This is a genomic window from Pseudoalteromonas sp. J2K-J979, from assembly GCF_058169715.2.
Genome location: NZ_CM200282.1, coordinates 324255 through 343703, shown reverse-complemented (window position 1 = coordinate 343703; position 19449 = coordinate 324255). Strand labels below are relative to the sequence as shown.

At 36.1% G+C, this 19449-nt stretch carries 15 protein-coding genes and 1 pseudogene; 14 read left to right on the top strand and 2 right to left on the bottom strand.

Features of this window, described 5'->3' with window-relative positions; translation table 11 throughout:
- The first annotated feature begins 244 nt into the window (after positions 1-244).
- Both AC3KVK_RS17990 and AC3KVK_RS17985 read left to right on the top strand, forming a co-directional pair.
- The gene (locus AC3KVK_RS17990; protein ID WP_490310273.1) at positions 245-946 is read left to right on the top strand and encodes a hypothetical protein; all 702 of its coding nucleotides are present in this window, start codon (positions 245-247) and stop codon (positions 944-946) included.
- Positions 946-1422, top strand: a complete 477-nt coding sequence (locus AC3KVK_RS17985; RefSeq protein WP_490310274.1) for a hypothetical protein — start codon at positions 946-948, stop codon at positions 1420-1422. Before AC3KVK_RS17990 ends, AC3KVK_RS17985 begins: the two co-directional genes overlap by 1 nt.
- A gap of 129 nt (positions 1423-1551) precedes the next feature.
- Here AC3KVK_RS17985 and AC3KVK_RS17980 read toward each other — a convergent pair.
- Positions 1552-1890: pseudogene (locus AC3KVK_RS17980) on the bottom strand (glutathione S-transferase C-terminal domain-containing protein); the annotation flags it as partial.
- A 126-nt stretch (positions 1891-2016) separates the two neighbouring features.
- A complete protein-coding gene (locus AC3KVK_RS17975; RefSeq protein WP_490310275.1) occupies positions 2017-4008 on the bottom strand; it encodes a serine/threonine-protein kinase in 1992 nt (663 codons plus the stop codon).
- A 293-nt stretch (positions 4009-4301) separates the two neighbouring features.
- On the opposite strand from AC3KVK_RS17975, the gene tagH reads away from it, so the two are divergent.
- The 12 genes from tagH to AC3KVK_RS17915 all read left to right on the top strand — a co-directional run bounded on the left by tagH (position 4302) and on the right by AC3KVK_RS17915 (position 19446).
- Positions 4302-5588, top strand: a complete 1287-nt coding sequence (gene tagH / locus AC3KVK_RS17970) for a type VI secretion system-associated FHA domain protein TagH (protein WP_490310276.1) — start codon at positions 4302-4304, stop codon at positions 5586-5588.
- Positions 5589-5604: 16 nt separating this feature from the next.
- Positions 5605-6087 carry a type VI secretion system lipoprotein TssJ gene (tssJ, locus tag AC3KVK_RS17965; RefSeq protein WP_490310277.1) on the top strand — a complete coding sequence of 161 codons (483 nt, stop codon included), beginning with the start codon at positions 5605-5607 and terminating at the stop codon, positions 6085-6087.
- A gap of 19 nt (positions 6088-6106) precedes the next feature.
- The gene (tssK, locus tag AC3KVK_RS17960) at positions 6107-7438 is read left to right on the top strand and encodes a type VI secretion system baseplate subunit TssK (protein ID WP_490310278.1); all 1332 of its coding nucleotides are present in this window, start codon (positions 6107-6109) and stop codon (positions 7436-7438) included.
- A 20-nt stretch (positions 7439-7458) separates the two neighbouring features.
- On the top strand, positions 7459-8757 hold the full coding sequence (icmH, locus tag AC3KVK_RS17955; RefSeq protein WP_490310279.1) for a type IVB secretion system protein IcmH/DotU: 1299 nt from the start codon (positions 7459-7461) through the stop codon (positions 8755-8757).
- Between the two features lie 17 nt (positions 8758-8774).
- A complete protein-coding gene (tssM, locus tag AC3KVK_RS17950; protein WP_490310280.1) occupies positions 8775-12302 on the top strand; it encodes a type VI secretion system membrane subunit TssM in 3528 nt (1175 codons plus the stop codon).
- Positions 12284-13003, top strand: coding sequence for a type VI secretion system-associated protein TagF (tagF, locus tag AC3KVK_RS17945; RefSeq protein WP_490310281.1), 720 nt, complete (start codon positions 12284-12286; stop codon positions 13001-13003). Before tssM ends, tagF begins: the two co-directional genes overlap by 19 nt.
- Complete coding sequence (locus tag AC3KVK_RS17940) at positions 13004-13777, top strand: PP2C family protein-serine/threonine phosphatase (RefSeq protein ID WP_490310282.1); 774 nt, start codon at positions 13004-13006, stop codon at positions 13775-13777. It begins immediately after the preceding gene.
- 133 nt (positions 13778-13910) lie between these two features.
- Positions 13911-15026 carry a type VI secretion system protein TssA gene (gene tssA / locus AC3KVK_RS17935; RefSeq protein ID WP_490310283.1) on the top strand — a complete coding sequence of 372 codons (1116 nt, stop codon included), beginning with the start codon at positions 13911-13913 and terminating at the stop codon, positions 15024-15026.
- A gap of 45 nt (positions 15027-15071) precedes the next feature.
- Positions 15072-15575 carry a type VI secretion system contractile sheath small subunit gene (gene tssB / locus AC3KVK_RS17930; RefSeq protein ID WP_490310284.1) on the top strand — a complete coding sequence of 168 codons (504 nt, stop codon included), beginning with the start codon at positions 15072-15074 and terminating at the stop codon, positions 15573-15575.
- Positions 15572-17059: a type VI secretion system contractile sheath large subunit gene (gene tssC / locus AC3KVK_RS17925; protein ID WP_490310285.1), complete on the top strand. Its 1488-nt coding sequence runs from the start codon at positions 15572-15574 to the stop codon at positions 17057-17059. Before tssB ends, tssC (AC3KVK_RS17925) begins: the two co-directional genes overlap by 4 nt.
- 49 nt (positions 17060-17108) lie before the next feature.
- The gene (gene tssC, locus AC3KVK_RS17920) at positions 17109-18638 is read left to right on the top strand and encodes a type VI secretion system contractile sheath large subunit (protein WP_490310286.1); all 1530 of its coding nucleotides are present in this window, start codon (positions 17109-17111) and stop codon (positions 18636-18638) included.
- Positions 18639-18648: 10 nt separating this feature from the next.
- Positions 18649-19446 carry a type VI secretion system accessory protein TagJ gene (locus AC3KVK_RS17915; protein WP_490310287.1) on the top strand — a complete coding sequence of 266 codons (798 nt, stop codon included), beginning with the start codon at positions 18649-18651 and terminating at the stop codon, positions 19444-19446.
- Positions 19447-19449 lie beyond the last annotated feature (3 nt).

Genomic DNA, 19449 nt, shown 5'->3' with positions numbered 1-19449 from the left:
ATGTTTAGTCGTAAAGGTTTTTTATCGCGACGGTTTTTTTATTTGTAAAAATAAATTAGGTACTTGTAGTTTGGAAATTTCGTCGCGTTTTGTGAGTGTTTGATGATCTTTTTTAACACTGAATGACATAACTTAAAATTTTTTATATTTTGCAGCTCTAGTAGTTAGGCTGTATCTCTTGATTTATGGATAAAATTTGAATACCGTACTGATTTTATTTTCAATATTAAGCTGGCCTTGAGTAATGGATTATCACAATCTGCCACAGCGAGTTCAACGCATATTTAAAAAAGCACCTGATGGTCATTTTACGCTGCCAACTAAGCGTGAAATGATTGGGAAATTCTTCGCGTTTATTTTTCTGGTCCCAGGTATATCCAGTTGTGTGATGAGTTTGGTGACTGAAGGAGGTGAAAGTGTGTTTCTTGCAATCTCAGCTGGTTTCTTTTTAAGCTTATCTCTATCTTTATTTGGGCGAATGAGCCGGCTAGGGTTTGATAGGGAGACTAAACAGCTGTATTTAACAACATCATGGTGGTGGGGAGGTGAGAAACGTCATCCAGTGTCATCCTTTGACACCCTGATATGTGAGTTAGGAAGAGTAGGCGAAAAAGGAGTGTTTCAGGTGACGTTGGTCGATCAGATGTATGAGTTTCAAGGTCACGCAGAAGCTTATGCTTTACTCTTTTTTTTATCGACGCACTATCAAATTCGCGTAGTTGAAACTATCTCTGATTGGCCAAATAAAACGGTCATGGACTTTGGGCAAGCAGAAGAAAAGTTTAGGCAAGACAGCGAACTTGCAGATCTATCCCACGCTAGTAACATTAACTTCAAAGACCCTGTATTTATAGAAGTTTGGGATCGTAAAACGCTGTTTAAATTATTACTGCCTTTTTTTGTTTTTACTGCTATTGCGGGACTAGTTAAGTATGGAGTACTGTAATGTATTTTAAGCAATTATCTGAGCAGTATGCGGTGTATGGACAGTCAAGTTTCGCCAAACTGTTATTAAAAACTTTGTGTGGCTTTTTTTTATTAATTGGAGTAATAAATGTCTTTGCATCAGATAATGCAGACTCGTTACCGATAATGGTTTCGGGATTCATTTGCTGGTTAGGCTGGTGTGGACTGTTTGGTGGATATCGATGCTATTTTGATCTTACAAAACAACGGGTGATATTAAGAGCAAGTAGCCTCTATACAATTTTTAATCGTGAATATTCTATAAACGCTATCAAAGGTTTTAGAGCAATGACGAGTCAAGGGTTTGCACATCACTATAAAGTGTATGTCGTGTTGAATGATGATACACATGTTGCTGTTGCAAATTATAAAGCGAGAGCAGTGGCGATTGAGGATTGTAAAAAAATGGCTGATTTTGTGGGAAAGCCTCACCAGATTAATATCGCACCAATGTAATGAATACAGTGATACTTAAAACGAAGGGACACACAAAGTTTCATTATCGCAATTAAACTAGAGTGCTGCCTTTAGATACACAAAACGCCTCAATTGAGGCGTTTTTAGTTGGGTTTAGAACCTTTAACTTTAAGCGGCGTCGATTTGGTTCTCAGGTGCGGCTTCAATAAAGGCTGGTAAGGTATTACAGTGCTGATAAATGGCTTCAATTTTTGGAAATTGCGTCATATCGACTTTAAAGCGGTGCGCATTAAATACTTGTGGCACTAAACATAAATCTGCAAGGGTAGGTGCGTCACCAAAACAAAATGGCCCAGCGCCAAGCATGGTTTCAATTTTAGCAAAACCCACTTCTATCCAATGACGGTACCAAGTATTTGTAGTGTCGTCGTCTGCACCGAGCTCGCTGCTTAAATACTTTAATACCCGTAGATTATCTATTGGGTGAATATCACACGCGATGGCATAACAAACTATGGGGGCTCCACTTCAACATCGTACAACCTCTGCAACTTTTAACTGCAAGTATTCAAGCACAAACTCAATCAATTAAAGGAGTCATCCCCTTTAATTGATTGAGTAAATAAGAATGAACTAAAGTAGGGAATATGAATCTACTTGGTCGTAAAGCTCATTTCCTTTTTTGACAAGTTTTTGAGCCTCAAGGAAGCGTCTTTTTTCCATTAATTGGTTTGCGAAGTCAAGATATGATGCTGCCAAGCGTTTTTTGATGGTAATGCTTGGCTTAAAATTTGAAGGAAGTAACGAAGTAACCTTATATACCTCTTGATCTAACTCTTGTAACTTTTTATGGTCAGTAATGGATGCAAATAATAATTCAAACTCTTCAAATGTTTTGGCATAGAAAACTTCAGCTTCAGGGTAAGGAAACTTAGCGTTCGGGTTTGACTCAAGTTTTCGTTGGTATGAATTTAATACTACGACAGCACTTTTAAGCTGGCTGCCTTTTTCTAGCAGGGGTTTGGCTTCATCAAGCGAAGTAAAAGCTAACTCACCCACTCGGATTAACGTGTTAATTTGCTCTATATTATGTTGGGACTGGGCTGTATTAAAGTTATCTAAATAGACTTGATATGAATCACTGCTTGGCAAGAATTTATAAGTCTTGTCGATAAATTTTAAGTCGCTAATTAAGCTTTCAATATTATTATTACCTAATTCTTCATAACGACTTTGAGAAAGTAACAATTCTAAATGGCTAGAAAGGGCATCTACAACCGATTTCTTACTTGTGTTTTGAGCATTTAATAAGTGACCTAACCGCATAGAATCAGGGTATATTTTGAGAGCATCTTTCAATTCTTTAATGATTTCATCATAGTTTTTGTATTTGTTATTCCTACCTTTGGGAATTTGTTCTATTCGGTGTTCATATATATCGATTACTCGTTGCTGATGCTGGCGAATTAATCCTTCCTTTAAAATTTCATGCTCAGGGGGAAATAAATCTAATTGAGAAAGTAATTGAGTCGTAGATAGCTTACTTAAGTCTTCGTATTCAGTTAATTTTACATGAGAAGCATTTAATTGATCTTGAAGATTATCTAGAGTGTTATTGAAGCCTAATGTTGTCTGTATAGCTACGGCAATCAAAATTACTGCTGCAGTAGAGCCAAAAAATAAAGGAGTCCGATTTTTATTGAATTGACTCTTGAAAAAAGACACATCCTTTGCGCGATCTTTTTTCATAATAGCGAGTCCTTTCTTTAAAGCTTGCCAGTGAATGAACGAAATGTTTTTAGGCTTTACTAGAGGTGTGGACTTCACTGATACTTCGTTTGCTGCTACACGGTTATATGGATGTTTAGAGCTCAGGAGTTCATAGACAATACAGCAAACAGCATAAACATCATCTTGTTCACAAGTATTCTCATTATTTAATTGTTCGTAGCTGGCATAAGCCGGTGTATATCCAGAGACTGAAGTGTTCGTATCGTCATTTTGTAAAGCGTAGATGTCATGCTGAAGTTTTAGTGCCTGAGCCACTCCAAAATCAAATATTTTAATTTCACCTTGTCGAGTAAGCATTATGTTTGATGGTTTGAGGTCAGTATGAACAATGCCGCAATCATGTGCATAACTTAATGCATCAAAAATTTGATTAATTATTTTCTTTGCACCATTAAAGGGCAGGCCCATTGGTCGAGAACGCTTAATCACATGGTCTAGAGATTCCCCATCAAGCCATTCCATAACAATAAAGTGTCGGCCTTTGTCAGAATCAACGTCATAAACTCGAATTATATTTTTATGTGAGAGCTGTTGCGTTTTTTTTGCTTCACTGATTAGTAATTTTGTAGCTTCCGATAAATCACTAATTTCACTTTGTAGTACTTTTATTGCAACTAAAGAATCTTTGACACCAGCTTTTTCTATATATGTATCTCTAGCTCTATAGACGTCACTCATCCCCCCACTGCCGATTTTTTCTTCAATCAAATAACGTTCTTTGATTAGCCTACCAGTTAAGTCAATCTCAATTTTTGGTTTATTTAATTTTTTTCCAGCAATACATGTTTTATCATCATGTTGATTATTGTCATTTGTAGAAAAATTCTTGTCCATAATAAAAGCTAATCCTTTAAAGTTATTATTTATGAAGGAACATCTAATTGAAAGTTAGTATTGCACTCATAACCTAATTGTTGATTTTTTTGCAATTGTGGTGGTGCTTGTAATGATATTAACTTAGTTTCTTATTTTTAGACATTCTAATTATTCGCTAGTATAAACTGATTTTTTATCATTAATCTAATATATTGACAATGAAGCTGAGTTTTTTTATTCTGATTTTATAAATAGTAGAAGTGAATAATCTAACAAAATAGATTTGGTATTTAAGGATAGAAAGAAGCACAATGGAACTAATGTTAGAGATAGTCAGCTATCATCGCTTATCCCCTGAGCAAGAATCAAAAAAAGTGTATAAAAATACCGAAATCACTTTTGGTCGTTCAGCAAATAATGAATGGTATTTACCTGATCCAGAAAAAGTTATTTCAGGCCTTCATGCAAAAATTGAAAAAAAAATTGATGACTTTTATGTAACTGATTGTTCAACGAACGGTTTGTTTATTAATCGTGCCGTTGAGCCGTTAGGTAACGGAAACGTTTATAAACTACAGAATGAAGATTTATTGACCTTTGGTGATTATGAAGTTCAAGTTTCTATCGAGAGTAAAGGAAATAAAGTCGGCTTAAATACACCTCCAAATATACCAGTGGACGTTGATATTGCTCCAATAAACATGAATTCGGAGTTTGTGAAGTCCGAAAATCTCGCTAATGCAAATTCTAAGCGACAGGCTACAGATTATAAATCGGTAGATGAGCACTTTCAGATGCCGCAGGCTATACCTGAAGAATGGAATTTACCACTTTTGGCCAAGGAAAAATTAGAACAACCTCTTAATGAGTTTAGTCAGTCAGTTGACACTTCGCCTACTGCAGTTATACAAAAAAACGAGAATGACAATCAGTCAATACAAGTGTCAAAGGATGTCTCATTTAGTCAAGTTGCAAAGGATGCATCTTATAAAAAACATGAAGTTAAGGAGAGTAAGGATAGCGAATTACTTTCAGCCTTTTTAGAGGGTATTTCTTGTAATTTGAATTTAAAAGAGCAGCTCACAACCGAGTTATGCAAGGAGTTAGGCGAGAGCTTTAGTGAATTATTGGTCGGTTTGATGTTGTCACTTCGCAATCGCTCAGCGATAAAAAATGAATTTAGAATAAATCAAACTACATTCAAGCACACTGAAAATAACCCGATTAAGTTTTCTGCCTCTATCGAAGACTTAATTCAAAATTTGTACCTTACTAGAAGCAAAAGCTTTTTAGATGCAAAGCGTTCGATTAAAGAAGCCTATAAAGACACAGAAGCTCATGAATTGAGTATTTTGGCTGGGACTCAGGGTGTATTTGAAGGGCTATTAAACCAGTTATCACCTCAGAGTATCATTAACCGAGAGTTTCAAAGAAATGCTTTAGACAGCTTTTTACCTAATCAAAAACAAGCTAAGTATTGGAAACTCTACAGTTTATTACATGAAGACCTAGAACAAGAATCATCAAACAGCAAAAATCCTGTTTGGCACGATGATTTTGTTGCTGCGTATGATAAAAAAATAAAATCTTTATCGTGATTTAAAGGACAACTAAATGAAGACAATAAATAAGATTAAATTTATTTTTCTTAGTGTTATATTTTCAAACATCTTTGGGTGTACAACAATTAATGCAATCATTCCTCCGTCAACAGATTTAAAGTTTACTGTTGCCTCGGACGTTAACCCAGATAAAGATGGGCGAGCATCGCCAGTAGTAGCAAAGATATTTGAGTTATCATCACGGACCATTTTTGACACTCAGGATTTTTTTACACTTTATGAAGATGCTGAAAGTGTATTAGGACCTGATTTAATTAAACGTGACGAGTTAGAGTTTCAACCTCTCGAAATAAAAGACTATAAAATGTCTCTTAATAAAAATACCCGATACGTTGGTATTGTTGTGGCGTATAGAAATATTGATGGGGCTCGGTGGAGATCAGTGGTAGAAGTTGATCCAACAGACTACGACACTGTCGAAGTCAATATTGAAAAGCTAGCAGTTTACACTTTATTAAAAAATAACATCTTATAAAATAAGTGGTAAGGATATCATGAGTGAGTTTAGCCCAGTAGCATGGACAGAGGGCATGTTTCTTCGTCCACAGCATTTTCAACAACAAGAAAGATACTTTCAATCGCAGCTGACGGGTTTACAAAAACGAATGCGCAGCTTTAATTGGGGTATTAGTAAAATCGAAATTCCCCAAGCTGAACTCCTTTTAGGTAAATTTTCTATATCAGAAATTGAGTGTGTTTTTCCAGATCAGACAACTATAAGCTTACCTATTGATGCAGAAGTCCCGTGTGCTAAAAATCTCAGTTCAGAAGCTTCTGAACAAATTATTTATTTATGTATAGCTGAAAATAAAGCAAATGGTTTGAATATCACTTGCGATGATGAACACGGAATAACCAGATATAAACTAAAAGACCAAAGTATTGTTGATATCACAGTTGGCCATGATGCGATGGAAGTGCTGCAAGTATCAAAAATCCATACTCAAATAAAACTAGAGAATGAAGACAGAGCAGGTTTTGTTTCTTTACCTATAGCTAAAGTCGCGGAAGTTACAACAGAAGGTGTCGTGACCTTAGATAAGAATTATATCCCTCCTTTGCTCTCTATTGAAGCTAGTAAACTGATAATAAATAAAGTGAAACATGTTTCAGGGATGATTAAGCAACGCAGTGAAGCGATTGCCATGCGATTAAAAGGTTCAAGTGGTGCTTCAAATGGAATAGCTGATTTTTTAATGCTGCAGTTATTAAATAAATATCAGCCACTTTTTCTACATTTTGATAATAATTTATTAATACACCCGGAAGAACTTTTTCGAACTTTAATTTCTTTTTCTGCTGAGTTAGCAACATTTAATACTTCGACACGATTAGCTCCGAATTTTATAGCATATCAGCATGATAATTTAGCTGCCGTCTTTTCTCAGGTATTCAATACCATTAATCAAAGTTTAAGTTTAGTTTTTGAGCAAACAGCTTTAGAGCTAACATTGGAAAAAAGCCAGTTCGGTATATATTTTACGGCAATTAAAGATAATTCTCTGATCGAAAAAGCGCAATTTGTTTTGGCTGTAAAAGCAGATGTAACGCATGATGAGCTGAGAAGCTACCTACCACAACAAACTAAGATAGGTTCTGTTGAGTCAATTCGAGAACTTGTGAACAATCAGCTACCAGGTATCGGACTGATTTCTTTACCAGTGGCACCTAGAGAAATTCCTTACCATTCAGGGTACCACTATTTCGAGCTAGATAAAAAATCTAACCCTTGGGGTAAATTAGCAAACAGTGGTGGAATCGCAATTCATTTTTCTGGTAATTTCCCTGAATTATCAGTTGAGTTATGGGCTATCAACTCAAATTAAAACTGATAAGGATTATCGAGATGAATGATAAAACGATTGTAAAGCCCCGCCCGGGGAAAAAATCAATACCTAAGCCAAATGCACCTGATTCTCCAATGGCTGAACCGTCTAATAAAACATTAGCTGACTTTCAACCAAAAACGTCTTTTAAGCAGTCCGCAATTTTGACTATTTCTGAAAATGAACTTGTAGATACAGCTGAAACGTTTTTATCTTACAGTAGTCAATTAAGAACTATCACTGAGGTAAAGGATTTACCCTCAATTCGCTTAAGGATTGTTGAGTTCATAAAGAGTTATGAGCAAGTCCTACGACAAAAAAATATCCCACCAAAGACAATTGAGAATGCTCGTTATTGTTTATGTTGTTTTGTTGATGAAATAGTTATGAACCAAACTTGGGGAGAGGCAGGAAACTGGGCGTCTGCAAGTATGTTATCGACATTTCATAGCGAAACTTTTGGCGGTGAATATTTCTACATTATTCTAGACCGTTGTTTAGAAAGCCCTTCTGAAAATGTAGAATTAATTGAATTAATGTATTTATGCTTATCGCTTGGTTTTGTTGGGAAAATGCGTATAGAACATAACGGCATTGAACAAATTGATGAGTACAAAGATAAGTGTTTTAGAATTCTAAAACAATATAAACGAAAAACTGAATTAGCATTGTCCCCAAGTGTCTACAAGAGGGTTATTAAAGGGAACACGTTAAACGAATCATTCCCATTATGGCTAATCGTTTTATTTACTTGTGTCATATTGTCAGTTATTTATATGACATTTAGTTATAAAATTAACAATTACTCATCAAATGTTTATAAAGAACTCAATGCTCTAGTTCCTTGGACTCCCGAAAATACATTATTAAAAAGTAATTTAAGTCGTGATGAAGCTGTGCAATTGCAACAGCTATTGCAGACTGAAATTACAATGAATTTATTAGATATTGAACAATTATCTGATCGAGTTCGGATCAGAATTGGTGCAGGCGTATTATTTGCATCAGGAAGTACTGTCCCTAGAACTGACTTTGAACCGGTACTCGCCAAAATTGCTCGAGCGATAGAAGGGGGGGAAGAAAAAATATTGATTACAGGTCATACCGATGATACTCCCATATTTACTACAAAATACCCTTCAAATTGGCATTTATCTTTGGCGCGCTCAACTGCTATCGGGAATTTTTTAGCCGATAACGCGGCATTAAAGGGAAGGATCTGGCCAGAAGGCCGTGGAGAGTCAGAGCCATTAGTCGTAAATGATTCTGAGCAAAATAAAGCGTTGAATCGTCGTATTGAAATTGATTTGTTATTTTAGCAGTTAAAGGGATTTTTATGTTTAGTTCATTTTTGCAATCAGCTCGAAATATTATCAAATCAAGACCATTTATATTTATATTAGGTTTCTTTTGTTTAGCAATACTTATTTGGTTTATAGGACCGCTAGTAGCCATAGCTGGTTATGAACCTCTTGCTTCAGCTTCTGTTCGATTTTTTGTTGTCTTAAGTATCGGTTTGATATGGGGAGCTCTAACTCTTTTAAATAAGGTGAAAGATAAAAAGAACAACGACGACATGGTAAATAAATTACTCCATGGAAATGAAAACTCTACGATTGATGACCCTGCCGATAGTTCTGAAGAAATCAAAATATTAGGAAATAAAATTCAACAAGCACTCGATATTTTGAAGTCGGCTAAGTTATCGAAAGGAAAAAATATCTATCAATTGCCTTGGTATATTATGGTTGGCCCGCCGGGTTCAGGGAAGACGAGTACGATTCATAATTCAGGACTCAACTTCCCATTGAAGGAGCAAATGGGTGTAGATATGGTCCAAGGTATTGGCGGAACAAGGCATTGCGATTGGTGGTTTACTGATCAAGCAGTATTAATTGACACAGCCGGCCGATATACAAGTCAAGATAGCAATGCAAAAAAAGACGCACGGGCTTGGCAAGGCTTTCTAGGATTACTAAGAAAATACAGACCAAAAAGGCCTATTAATGGTGTAATTATAAATATTGGTGTGTCTGAATTACTTAATCAAACTAAAACAGAGCGCAATATTACTGCACGAGGTATTAAACAGCGTCTTCAAGAACTACAGAATCAGTTAGGAATGAAATTTCCTGTCTACTTATTCTTTACTAAATCAGATCTAATTGCAGGGTTTAATGAGTTTTTTGACGACTTGTCAGACTCTGAAGCTAAACAGGTCTGGGGTGTTACTTTTGAGGTTAACGACTCTGAGGAGCAAAGTCCTGCTCAGCTGTTTAATAAAGAATTTCATCAGTTGTTAACCAATCTAAATGCTAGAATAAATAAGCGGCTTTTACATGAGAGAGATTTAGTCAGAAAAACAGCTATTTATGAGTTCCCTAAGCAATTGCGATTGTTACAAAGCGGGGCTGATGACTTCTTAAAAGAAATTTTTTCGCCCAACGCTTATGAAGATGTACCTATGCTTCGAGGTATTTACCTTACTAGTGCCACTCAAGAAGGGAAGCCGATCGATCAACTCTCCTCTCATTTGGGTATAGAGCCCCAAGATAATAAGTTTGAGCAACCTAAAAACGTACGCAGCTACTTTATTAGGCAATTATTTGAAGATGTGATTTTTCCCGAGTGTGATATAGCAGGCACAAATAGACATCATGAAAAACAAAATTTATTTTTAAGAAATACTATCTTAGGCGTTTCTACCCTTGCAACTATAGCTCTTAGCTATTTTTGGTGGAGTAGCTATTCTTGGAATTCAAATTTAGTTGATAATACAAAATCAGCAATAGATAACTTTTTAGTAGAGTCTGATGGTGGTTTATCTCGTGAGACTGAAATCATCCAACTAGTTAATTCACTATCTTTACTTCGCTCCTTCCCTGTCGGTTATAACAATTCTATTGATGAAACTGAGATTGAGTCTATGGGACTTTATCAAGGCGATAGATTAAAACAGCCTGCTGTATCGGCTTACAAACGAGCATTACAAGCTTATCTATTCCCATATATGGCTAATGCGTTAGTTGAAGAAATGGAAGTTAATTCAAGTCACCTCAATTACTTATACGAAACATTAAAGACTTATTTGATGTTGTATCAGCCACAATATTTTATAAAAGAAGATGTACATGCTTGGTTTGATGCGTATTTAGAGAGGAAAATTCCGGGGGAAATAAATAAAAATATTAGGGTACAATTAAATCAACATTTAGTTTCGTTGTTGGATTTTGGAATTCAAAACCAGTCTATAAATGAGAAAGCTGTAGCTAATGCTCGAGAAGCATTGACTAATTTACCATTAGTTGAAAGAGCCTACCAAAGGCTGAAAAGTGATTATGTACAAAGTAGCATCCCTGATTTCAGGTTGATCGACTTATTGAGTTTAGAATCATTACAAGCATTCCGTTTCCAAAGTGGTAGAGAATTTACTGACGGTATTCCTGGGCTATTTACATTTAATGGATTTCATGGAATTTTCAGTGTTGAAAAAAATAGAATAATAAAGCGTTTAATCGAAGATAGCTGGGTCTATGGTGATGATATAAATAGCCTAAATGATGAAACTAAAACTAAGATTACAGAGCAGCTGGAACAAAAATATATACGTGATTATATCTATTATTGGGAAGATTTACTCAGTGACCTTACTGTACAAACATATTATGACGCTAATTCTGGAGCAGAAATTACGAAATCGCTTTCTGGTCCAGAAGCACCTTTAAAGCAAATAATTCTTGAAGTAAAAAAGAATGTTTCTTTAACACAGGTACCGCTGTCAAATAATCAAAAAGCAGCTGGTGAAGTACTGAAAAGTGCGTCGAATGAATTATTAAGGCAGAAAAAATCCCGAATTGAACGATTGTTGCCTAAAGATGGTATTGATGTAGAAATAGAATTACCAGGAAAGGAGGTCGAGCTTGCTTTCAAAGAGATTATAGAACTTAATTTGAACGAGTTCGATGATGTTCAATTAACCTTAAGAACAATTAATAGGTACCTTGATAAAGTGGCCTATGGAAATAATTTATCGTTAGAGCAAAATTTGAAAAGCTATAAAAAAGATAGTGGAAAATTAGCAAGTTTAAGTGAAAACCTTCCTTACCCTATCTCCAACTGGCTCGAAGGAGTGGCTGAGCAAACAGCTGCAATTACGCGAAGTCATGAAAGTGACCGTTTGAATGAAATTTGGCAAAGCCAAGTTGTTGCGGAGTATCGACGAGCAATATCAGGTCGATATCCATTTAAACAAAATTCAATGACTGAAGTAAGGCTAAAGGATTTTGGTCGATTCTTTGGTTATGGTGGTACGCTCGATGATTTCTATAATAAATATTTGAAGCAACATGTTGATAAGAGTAAAACACCTTGGCGCTTTACTAGTGAAATAGGTATTAGCTATGACATTTTAAAAATGTATCAATATGCAGATAATATTCAGCAAGCATTTTTCGAAGCGGGCTCCAAAAATGTCAAAATTGACTTTAACATTGAACCTGTTTTTTTAGATAAACATATTAACCACTTTTTACTCGAAGTCGATGGTCAAGAGCTTAATTATCGTCATGGCCCGGTAAGAAGTAAGCAATTCTTCTGGCCAGGTGATCCTGAAAATAGTGAAACCCGAATCGTTTTCACTCCACCTAATGGGGGCCGATCAATGAATAATAAATATTCAGGAGCTTGGTCACTTTTTCGCTTCCTTGATGAAGTTAGTCATACACGTCCAGAGGCAAAGAAAGACGGATTATTAGAAATATCACTTAATGGTAATATGGCAAAAGTAAGACTATTGCCAAATAGTGTTTATAATCCATTTTGGTCAACAAGCTTTGCGGGGTTCTCATGTCCAGAACGCCTTTAAAAAGCTTGGCCTATATTGGCAAAATTCCATCTAAAGGTGATTTTATTCAAAGCGAGATTGACAATGATTTTTCTGCGCTATGGAATGAATGGTTACAAAGTATTATAGCGGTGAGCAAAGAGCAATTAGGTTCCCAATGGCTTGATTCATACTTAACTAGCCCAGTTTGGCATTTTGCAATTTCTCCTGGCTTCCACGGTGAAGATGGTTTTTGCGGTACATTAATTCCTAGCATTGATAGTGTCGGGCGACATTATCCATTTACATTGTTGGCAAATCATCAATCTAACCCTGTTACGCTTTGGAAGGATCAAGAATGTTTTAAAATGTTTGAAAGCAAGGTGCTGGAAGTGCTTGATGATGAATTTGATTTAGATGATTGGTTTCTTTCTCTTCAGAAAACGCTACCAATAATTGATGCTCCAACATCAAGCATCAAAATTTGTAGAGGAATTGATAAAAATAAAACAGCAATCGTTCATTTTGGCACTGAGAAAATGAATGAAACTGAAATGCTTCACTCGCAGTACGTACAACAATTTGGCTTATATTCGATGTGGTGGACTCAAGGATCTGATTTGGTTGAACCTTGCTTAATTGTTACCAATGGATTACCTCAAATTAGTCAATTTTCTTCAATGTTAGACGGTAAATGGGAAGAACGTAATTGGCATCAAATTAAAATAAAAAAGGATGTTTAGATGAATTTGACTAGTCATGCACAAACCCACCGGGGGGCGGTGCGCAAAATAAATGAAGATGCGTTATTAGAATTATGTAACTCTAAAATTTGGGTTGTTGCTGATGGTATGGGTGGCCATGAAGCTGGAGATATTGCTAGCCAATTAGTTATTGATAGTATAGAAAATGCTATTGTGTCTGCAGAAGAGCACGTTATTACCCTTAAAATGCTTAAAAATGCATTATATAAAGCGAATTCTGATTTGCAAGAGATGGTGAGCACACATTTTAATGGGAATGTTGCTGGCAGCACAGTGGTCGTACTGTGGATTGAAAATAATCAATACCATTATATATGGGCCGGGGATAGTCGAGGGTATTTGATGCGAGGTGAGACTTTACTTCAAATTACGAGAGACCACAGTCAAGTTAACGAAATGGTTGATGAAGGCATTTTGGCATCGGAAGAAGCTGAGTCTCACCCTTTAGCCAATGTGATTACTCGTGCCGTTGGTGTTGACGACTTATTGGAGTTGGATGTTATTTCAGATAAATTACAAGAAAACGATATTTTTTTATTATGCAGTGATGGATTAAATAAAGAATTAAGTAATCTTGAAATAGAAAAAACGCTCGGTTGCGGAAAAATTATAGATGCAGGTATGGCGCTAATGCATGCCGCACTAGTACGTAATGCAAGAGATAATGTGACCTGTATTTTAGTCAAAAATAATAAATATAATAACATTGAAAATTTAGAGGAAAGTGATCGGACCGTTCCATTGTTTATATAATTTTAATAATGATTTTTTCACATTAGATATTTTACTTTATTTTATATTACTGAATGTGTTATTTTTGGGACATACAAATATTTTTTTCTTATGTTGTAATTTTTACTAAAACATGGATGGTGAGCAGTATATTATGATTTTTAATCACGAATTGATTTCAGAGCTAACTAAACCTTTAGATAGTGACGTGGTTACAGGTATTGACCCTCGAAGTGATATTTCACCTACCTCTAGATATTACTTATTAAAAGATATTCGAAATGTTGCTCGAGCTAACGAACGAAATATATTAATCGAAGATGAATCTATTTTAACAATTGCTCATGAATGGAAACCAATCATAGAGCAAATGCCTGATATACTCAAAAATGAATGTAAAGATCTAGAGTTTGTAGCGTGGTATATCGAAGCTTTATGCCGTATACATGCTTTTTCTGGACTTGCTTTTGGTTTTGAACTTGCTGCTGAGTTAATTACAGAATTTTGGAATGATATATATCCAGCTCCTGATGATGGTGATCTTTCTGAAAGGTTGGCTCCTCTTATTGGTTTAAACGGCATTGATAGTGAAGGGTCTTTGATAATGCCTATCAAAGCCATATACATTACTGATGGATCTAGCTTTGGTCCCTTTTCAATTTGGGAATATGAACAAGCGCTGGATGTTGACCGCCTCGATGATGAAAAACAGCGTAAGAAATTTGAATCAGGGGTGATCCCTCTTGAAGATATACAAGTAGCAATAAGGGAAACTTCAAAAGATTTCTACAAGCAACTTATGCTTGATATTCAAAATGCGGCTAGTGCATTTGCAAAGTTATCAATCGCGATGGATGAAGCAATGAATGGTGAGCCGCAACCGACGAGTTACATCACAAAAACGTTAGAATCATCTATTGCCTCCTTAAAACATCTAACTGCAGACATTCTCGAAGATGATATAGCTCAGGAACTTAGTCCTGATATAGATGAAGTTAGCTTGGATACAATAGAGGCTAATGAAACTTCTGTTCAACAAATTTTAAGAGTTAAAGAAATAAATTCCAGAGAGAATGCGATCGAAACCCTTTCTGAAATAGCTAAGTACTTTCGAACAGCAGAACCACATTCACCGATGTCTTATACGATAGAGCAAGTGATTCGGTGGAGCAAGTTATCACTTCCTGAGTTACTCGAAGAATTAATCACTGATGGCGATGCTAGAAATGGTTTTTTCAAATTATCTGGAATTAAATCGCCCACAGAATAATATCGCACCAACTAATGAACCAAACAATATTGAAAGGAGTTCAAAATGAGTATTCATGACAAACTAAGAAGAGTTAGAAAACCACGCGTTCATATCACCTATGATGTCGAAACTGAAGGAGCATTAGTAAAAAAAGAGCTTCCTTTTGTCGTTGGTGTTGTCGGTGATTTTGCTGGACACAATAAGGAAAGTTTAAAGCCATTGAAAGATCGTCGTTTTATACAGATTGATAGAGATAACTTCAATGATGTATTAAATCGGATGAGTCCAACATTAGAATTAGCAGTGAATAATACATTAGAAGCAGATGATTCTAAGATGAATGTGAACCTTAAGTTTAATTCACTTGCTGATTTCGAGCCAGCAGCGGTTGTTAATCAAGTCGAGCCTTTGAAAAAGTTAATGGAAACACGAAATAAACTTCGAGATTTAATGACAAAAATAGATCGCTCTGAAGAATTAGAAAATATTTTAGAAGATGTATTAAGTAATACAGCAAGCTTAGATAAGTTAGCCAGCGAGCTTGAATTAGAAGGAGATAAACAATGAGTACGGAAGCTTTGATTGCTGAACAAGGAACTGAAAGTGTCGACTTTTCGATCTTGGAGCAAGCGATAGGTGCAACAAAACAAACTGAAACAACACGTGCAGAAGAGTTAATCCGTTCACTGACGGAAGAAGCCATGAAAGGCACTGTTAAGTGGAACAAAAATTTAACAGTGACATTCAATGATGCCATCAGAGTTATTGATGAAACTATTTCTAAGCAGTTGGCTGAGATTATGCACCAAGATGCTTTTCAAAAATTAGAAGGAAGTTGGCGAGGGCTAAACCACTTAATAAGTAACTCGGAAACAAGTGCAACTTTAAAAATTCGAGTGTTAAGTCTTACAAAAAAAGAACTTCATAAAGATTTGAGTAAAGCGGTAGAGTTTGATCAGAGTCAAACATTTAAGAAAATTTATGAGTCAGAATTTGGTACGCCAGGCGGTGAACCATATGGGACAATCGTCGGGGATTATGAATTTACTAATCATCCAGAAGACATAGAAACGCTATCTTTGATGTCGAATGTTGCCGCTGCTGGTTTTTGTCCGTTTATTTCCGCTTCTTCTCCATCACTATTCGGGTTTGATAATTGGAGTGAATTGAGTAAGCCTCGTGACTTAGAGAAAGTGTTTGAATCTTTAGAATACACTAAATGGCGCTCATTCAGAGATAGTGATGATTCTCGCTTTGTTACTTTAACAATGCCACGCGTGTTAGCGCGTCTGCCATATGGTGAATCAACGCGGCCAGTAGAAGAGTTTAGTTATGAAGAGTTTGAACTTGATGAGACTGGAGCACGATCTAAAACAACTGAAAATTCAAAATATTGTTGGATGAATGCATCCTATGTGATGGCTACGAATATGACCGGTGCTTTTGCAAAATATGGTTTCTGTACCGCTATCCGTGGCGCTGAGGGGGGAGGCAAGGTCGAAGGGCTACCGTCACATGTATTTACCAGTGATGATGGTGATCCAGATTTAAAATGTCCAACAGAAATCGGTATCACTGATCGCCGAGAAGCAGAGCTAGGTAAATTAGGTTTCTTGCCTTTATGTCACTATAAAAATACGGATTATGCTGTGTTTTTTGGCGCACAAACTTGTCAAAAACCAAAAATATATGGCAGCCCTGATGCGACAGCAAACGCTGCAATCTCAGCTCGTTTACCTTACATGATGGCAACGTCTCGTTTTGCTCATTATTTGAAAGTAATGGCTCGTGACAAAATTGGCAGCTTTATGGAAGCAGAAGACGTTGAGGCATGGCTAAATCGTTGGATTTTATCTTATGTAAATGGATCAGAAGGCGGTGGACAAGAAATTCGTGCTAAATATCCGTTAGCAGATGCGAAAGTTCAAGTTAAAGAAATACCCGGCTCTCCTGGTTCTTATAATGCTGTAGCGTGGTTACGCCCTTGGCTACAAATGGAAGAACTGACAACTTCTTTGCGTCTTGTTGCAAAAATACCTGAGATAGGTTAAGACCGTAACATGGCCGTATTTAACATACGGCCTTCAAGGATGAATAGTCATGTACGACACCCCTCTGTTCGTTGATGAATCGATTTTTAAGCAAAATAAAAACCGACAGCAGCAAGTTGTAACGCCTACTAAATTATCAAACAGAGGGTTACTTGAGCGTTTTCTTCGTGAGGAAAACCTCACTAAAGCACTTTTAATTTGGTTCGAGCATTCTAAGTATGAACTGATAAATTTTGATCAAGAAACCGTTAAAACCTTAATATTAAAAGCTATTGTAGAAATCGATACGTTAATTGAGAAGCAAATAAATGAGATTCTGCATCATAAAAGCTTCCAAGCATTAGAATCATCTTGGCGAGGTGTACTCTATTTAACAGAACAAAAAAATGCTCACGATAAGAATGACAAAGTTAAAGTTAAATTATTAAATTGCTGTTGGTCTTCGTTAAGTAAAGATCTTAACAGAGCAATAGAATTCGATCAAAGCGACTTTTTTAAGCTTATTTATAACAACGAGTTTGATATGTCGGGTGGAGAGCCATTTGGTGTGTTATTGGGTGACTATCGCATTTCTCACCTGATGACACGAGGTCAGCCTAATAATGATATTGATACTCTAAAAGAAATAGCCCGTGTTTCAGCTGCTGCATTTTCACCATTTATTACCTCAATCTCATCTGAATTTTTTGGTGTTGACCGTTTTTCCAAATTAGCTACCTTTAGTGATATCTCGAGCCAATTCGAGCAAACGGAATATATTAGGTGGCGCTCTTTACGGAAAATGGAAGAGTCACGTTTCCTTGGAATAGCCTTGCCTAACATTTTATTACGAGCGCCTTATCAGGCTGATGGTACACGAAATGAAGGTTTCAAATTTAGAGAAACTATTAAAAATCCAGATGCAGATCATTTGTGGGGGAATGCTGCATTTGCATTCGGGGCTGTATTAATTCGCGCATATGCTGAATCAGGCTGGTTTGGGCAGATAAGAGGTATGCAGCCGGGTTTAAAGCAAAAGGGCATTGTCAGCGATCTACCAATTGCTCGTTACGCCACTGAGTTATATCAAAATAAAAATAAACCTTCTATTAATTTATTAATAGGTGATCGGCTCGAAAAGGAATTGTCAGATAATGGATTTATTCCCTTATCTGCAGTAAGAAATACTGATCATCTTGTTTTTTTCAGTAACTCTTCAGTACAAAAAACAGCAGACTTTACTGATAAAGCTGCGACGGTAAATGCAAAACTCTCCTCTATGCTGCAATATATTTTATGTGTGTCTCGCTTTGCCCACTATATCAAGCGTTTGGGGCGTGAAAAAGTCGGGTCATATTTTACTGCACAAGCATGTGAATCGCATATACAAACATGGTTGCATCAATATACAACAGCTTCAGATTCAGCCTCTGACGAGGTAAGAAGCAAATATCCGCTCAGTAGTGCGAAGGTAACCGTAAAAGAAATGAATGGTAAACCAGGACACTTTTACTCAGTGATCCATTTACAACCTCATTTTCAATTAGATCAAATGGTCTCTAGCATTAAGCTAGTGACTGAACTATCACCTAGAAATTAAAGGATAAGCAATGAAAAAAATTATAGGACTCTTTCAACAAGGTGAATTAAAACAGGCCATTGAATCTGTCGAATCTTATCTTAAAGATGACCCAACTAACGTAGACTATCGCAGCGCATTAATTGAATTATTATGCGTTAATAATGAATTGGAAAGAGCAGATCAGCAACTGAATATAATGGTCCAAAGGCACCCTGATTCATTAATTGGTGCGACAAATCTAAGACAACTTATCCGTGCGCAACAAGCTCGAATTGATTTTCAACAAGGCCTAGCAACACCTGAGATCTTTCATGAGGTAAATCCTCAACTAGCGTCATTTATGCAATTAAGAGTTGAATTAAATGATGGGGAAGTAGCTCAAATTTCAGAAGCAACGAAAAAACTTGAATCAACTCGAATAAACACTCTATTTAATGTTGATGGGGTTGTCACAGAAGATTTACGTGATTTAGACGATTCACTTAATGGTTGTATTGAAATTTTTGGTACTAATGGCAAGTTTTATATTGCTCAATTAAGTGAAATTGAATTTATTGAGTTTAAACCTGCAACATCTTTAATTGAGTATGTTTGGCGGCGTGTTGAGCTAAGTATTAAAGATGGACCATCTGGTGAGGCACACATTCCATTGATTTATGTCGGTAGTGATACAGATAAACATAAATTAGGTAAAGAAACGGATTGGATTGAAACATCTCCTGATGTATTTATTGGTCAAGGATTAAAAATGATTCTAGTGGGTGATCGTGCTATTCCATTAAGTGATATCTCAAGCATCAAGATAGAACAGCCAGAAACAGTTTAATGG

Bases quoted from the DNA above. Each gene is read 5' to 3' on its own strand.
- AC3KVK_RS17990 (WP_490310273.1), top strand. From the start codon at position 245: ATGGATTATCACAATCTGCCACAGCGAGTTCAACGCATATTTAAAAAA.
- tssM (WP_490310280.1), top strand. From the start codon at position 8,775: ATGTTTAGTTCATTTTTGCAATCAGCTCGAAATATTATCAAATCAAGA.
- tssB (WP_490310284.1), top strand. From the start codon at position 15,072: ATGAGTATTCATGACAAACTAAGAAGAGTTAGAAAACCACGCGTTCAT.
- AC3KVK_RS17975 (WP_490310275.1), bottom strand. From the start codon at position 4,008: ATGGACAAGAATTTTTCTACAAATGACAATAATCAACATGATGATAAA.
- AC3KVK_RS17940 (WP_490310282.1), top strand. From the start codon at position 13,004: ATGAATTTGACTAGTCATGCACAAACCCACCGGGGGGCGGTGCGCAAA.
- AC3KVK_RS17985 (WP_490310274.1), top strand. From the start codon at position 946: ATGTATTTTAAGCAATTATCTGAGCAGTATGCGGTGTATGGACAGTCA.
- tssA (WP_490310283.1), top strand. From the start codon at position 13,911: ATGATTTTTAATCACGAATTGATTTCAGAGCTAACTAAACCTTTAGAT.
- tagF (WP_490310281.1), top strand. From the start codon at position 12,284: ATGTCCAGAACGCCTTTAAAAAGCTTGGCCTATATTGGCAAAATTCCA.
- tssC (WP_490310285.1), top strand. From the start codon at position 15,572: ATGAGTACGGAAGCTTTGATTGCTGAACAAGGAACTGAAAGTGTCGAC.
- tagH (WP_490310276.1), top strand. From the start codon at position 4,302: ATGGAACTAATGTTAGAGATAGTCAGCTATCATCGCTTATCCCCTGAG.
- AC3KVK_RS17915 (WP_490310287.1), top strand. From the start codon at position 18,649: ATGAAAAAAATTATAGGACTCTTTCAACAAGGTGAATTAAAACAGGCC.
- tssC (WP_490310286.1), top strand. From the start codon at position 17,109: ATGTACGACACCCCTCTGTTCGTTGATGAATCGATTTTTAAGCAAAAT.
- tssK (WP_490310278.1), top strand. From the start codon at position 6,107: ATGAGTGAGTTTAGCCCAGTAGCATGGACAGAGGGCATGTTTCTTCGT.
- tssJ (WP_490310277.1), top strand. From the start codon at position 5,605: ATGAAGACAATAAATAAGATTAAATTTATTTTTCTTAGTGTTATATTT.
- icmH (WP_490310279.1), top strand. From the start codon at position 7,459: ATGAATGATAAAACGATTGTAAAGCCCCGCCCGGGGAAAAAATCAATA.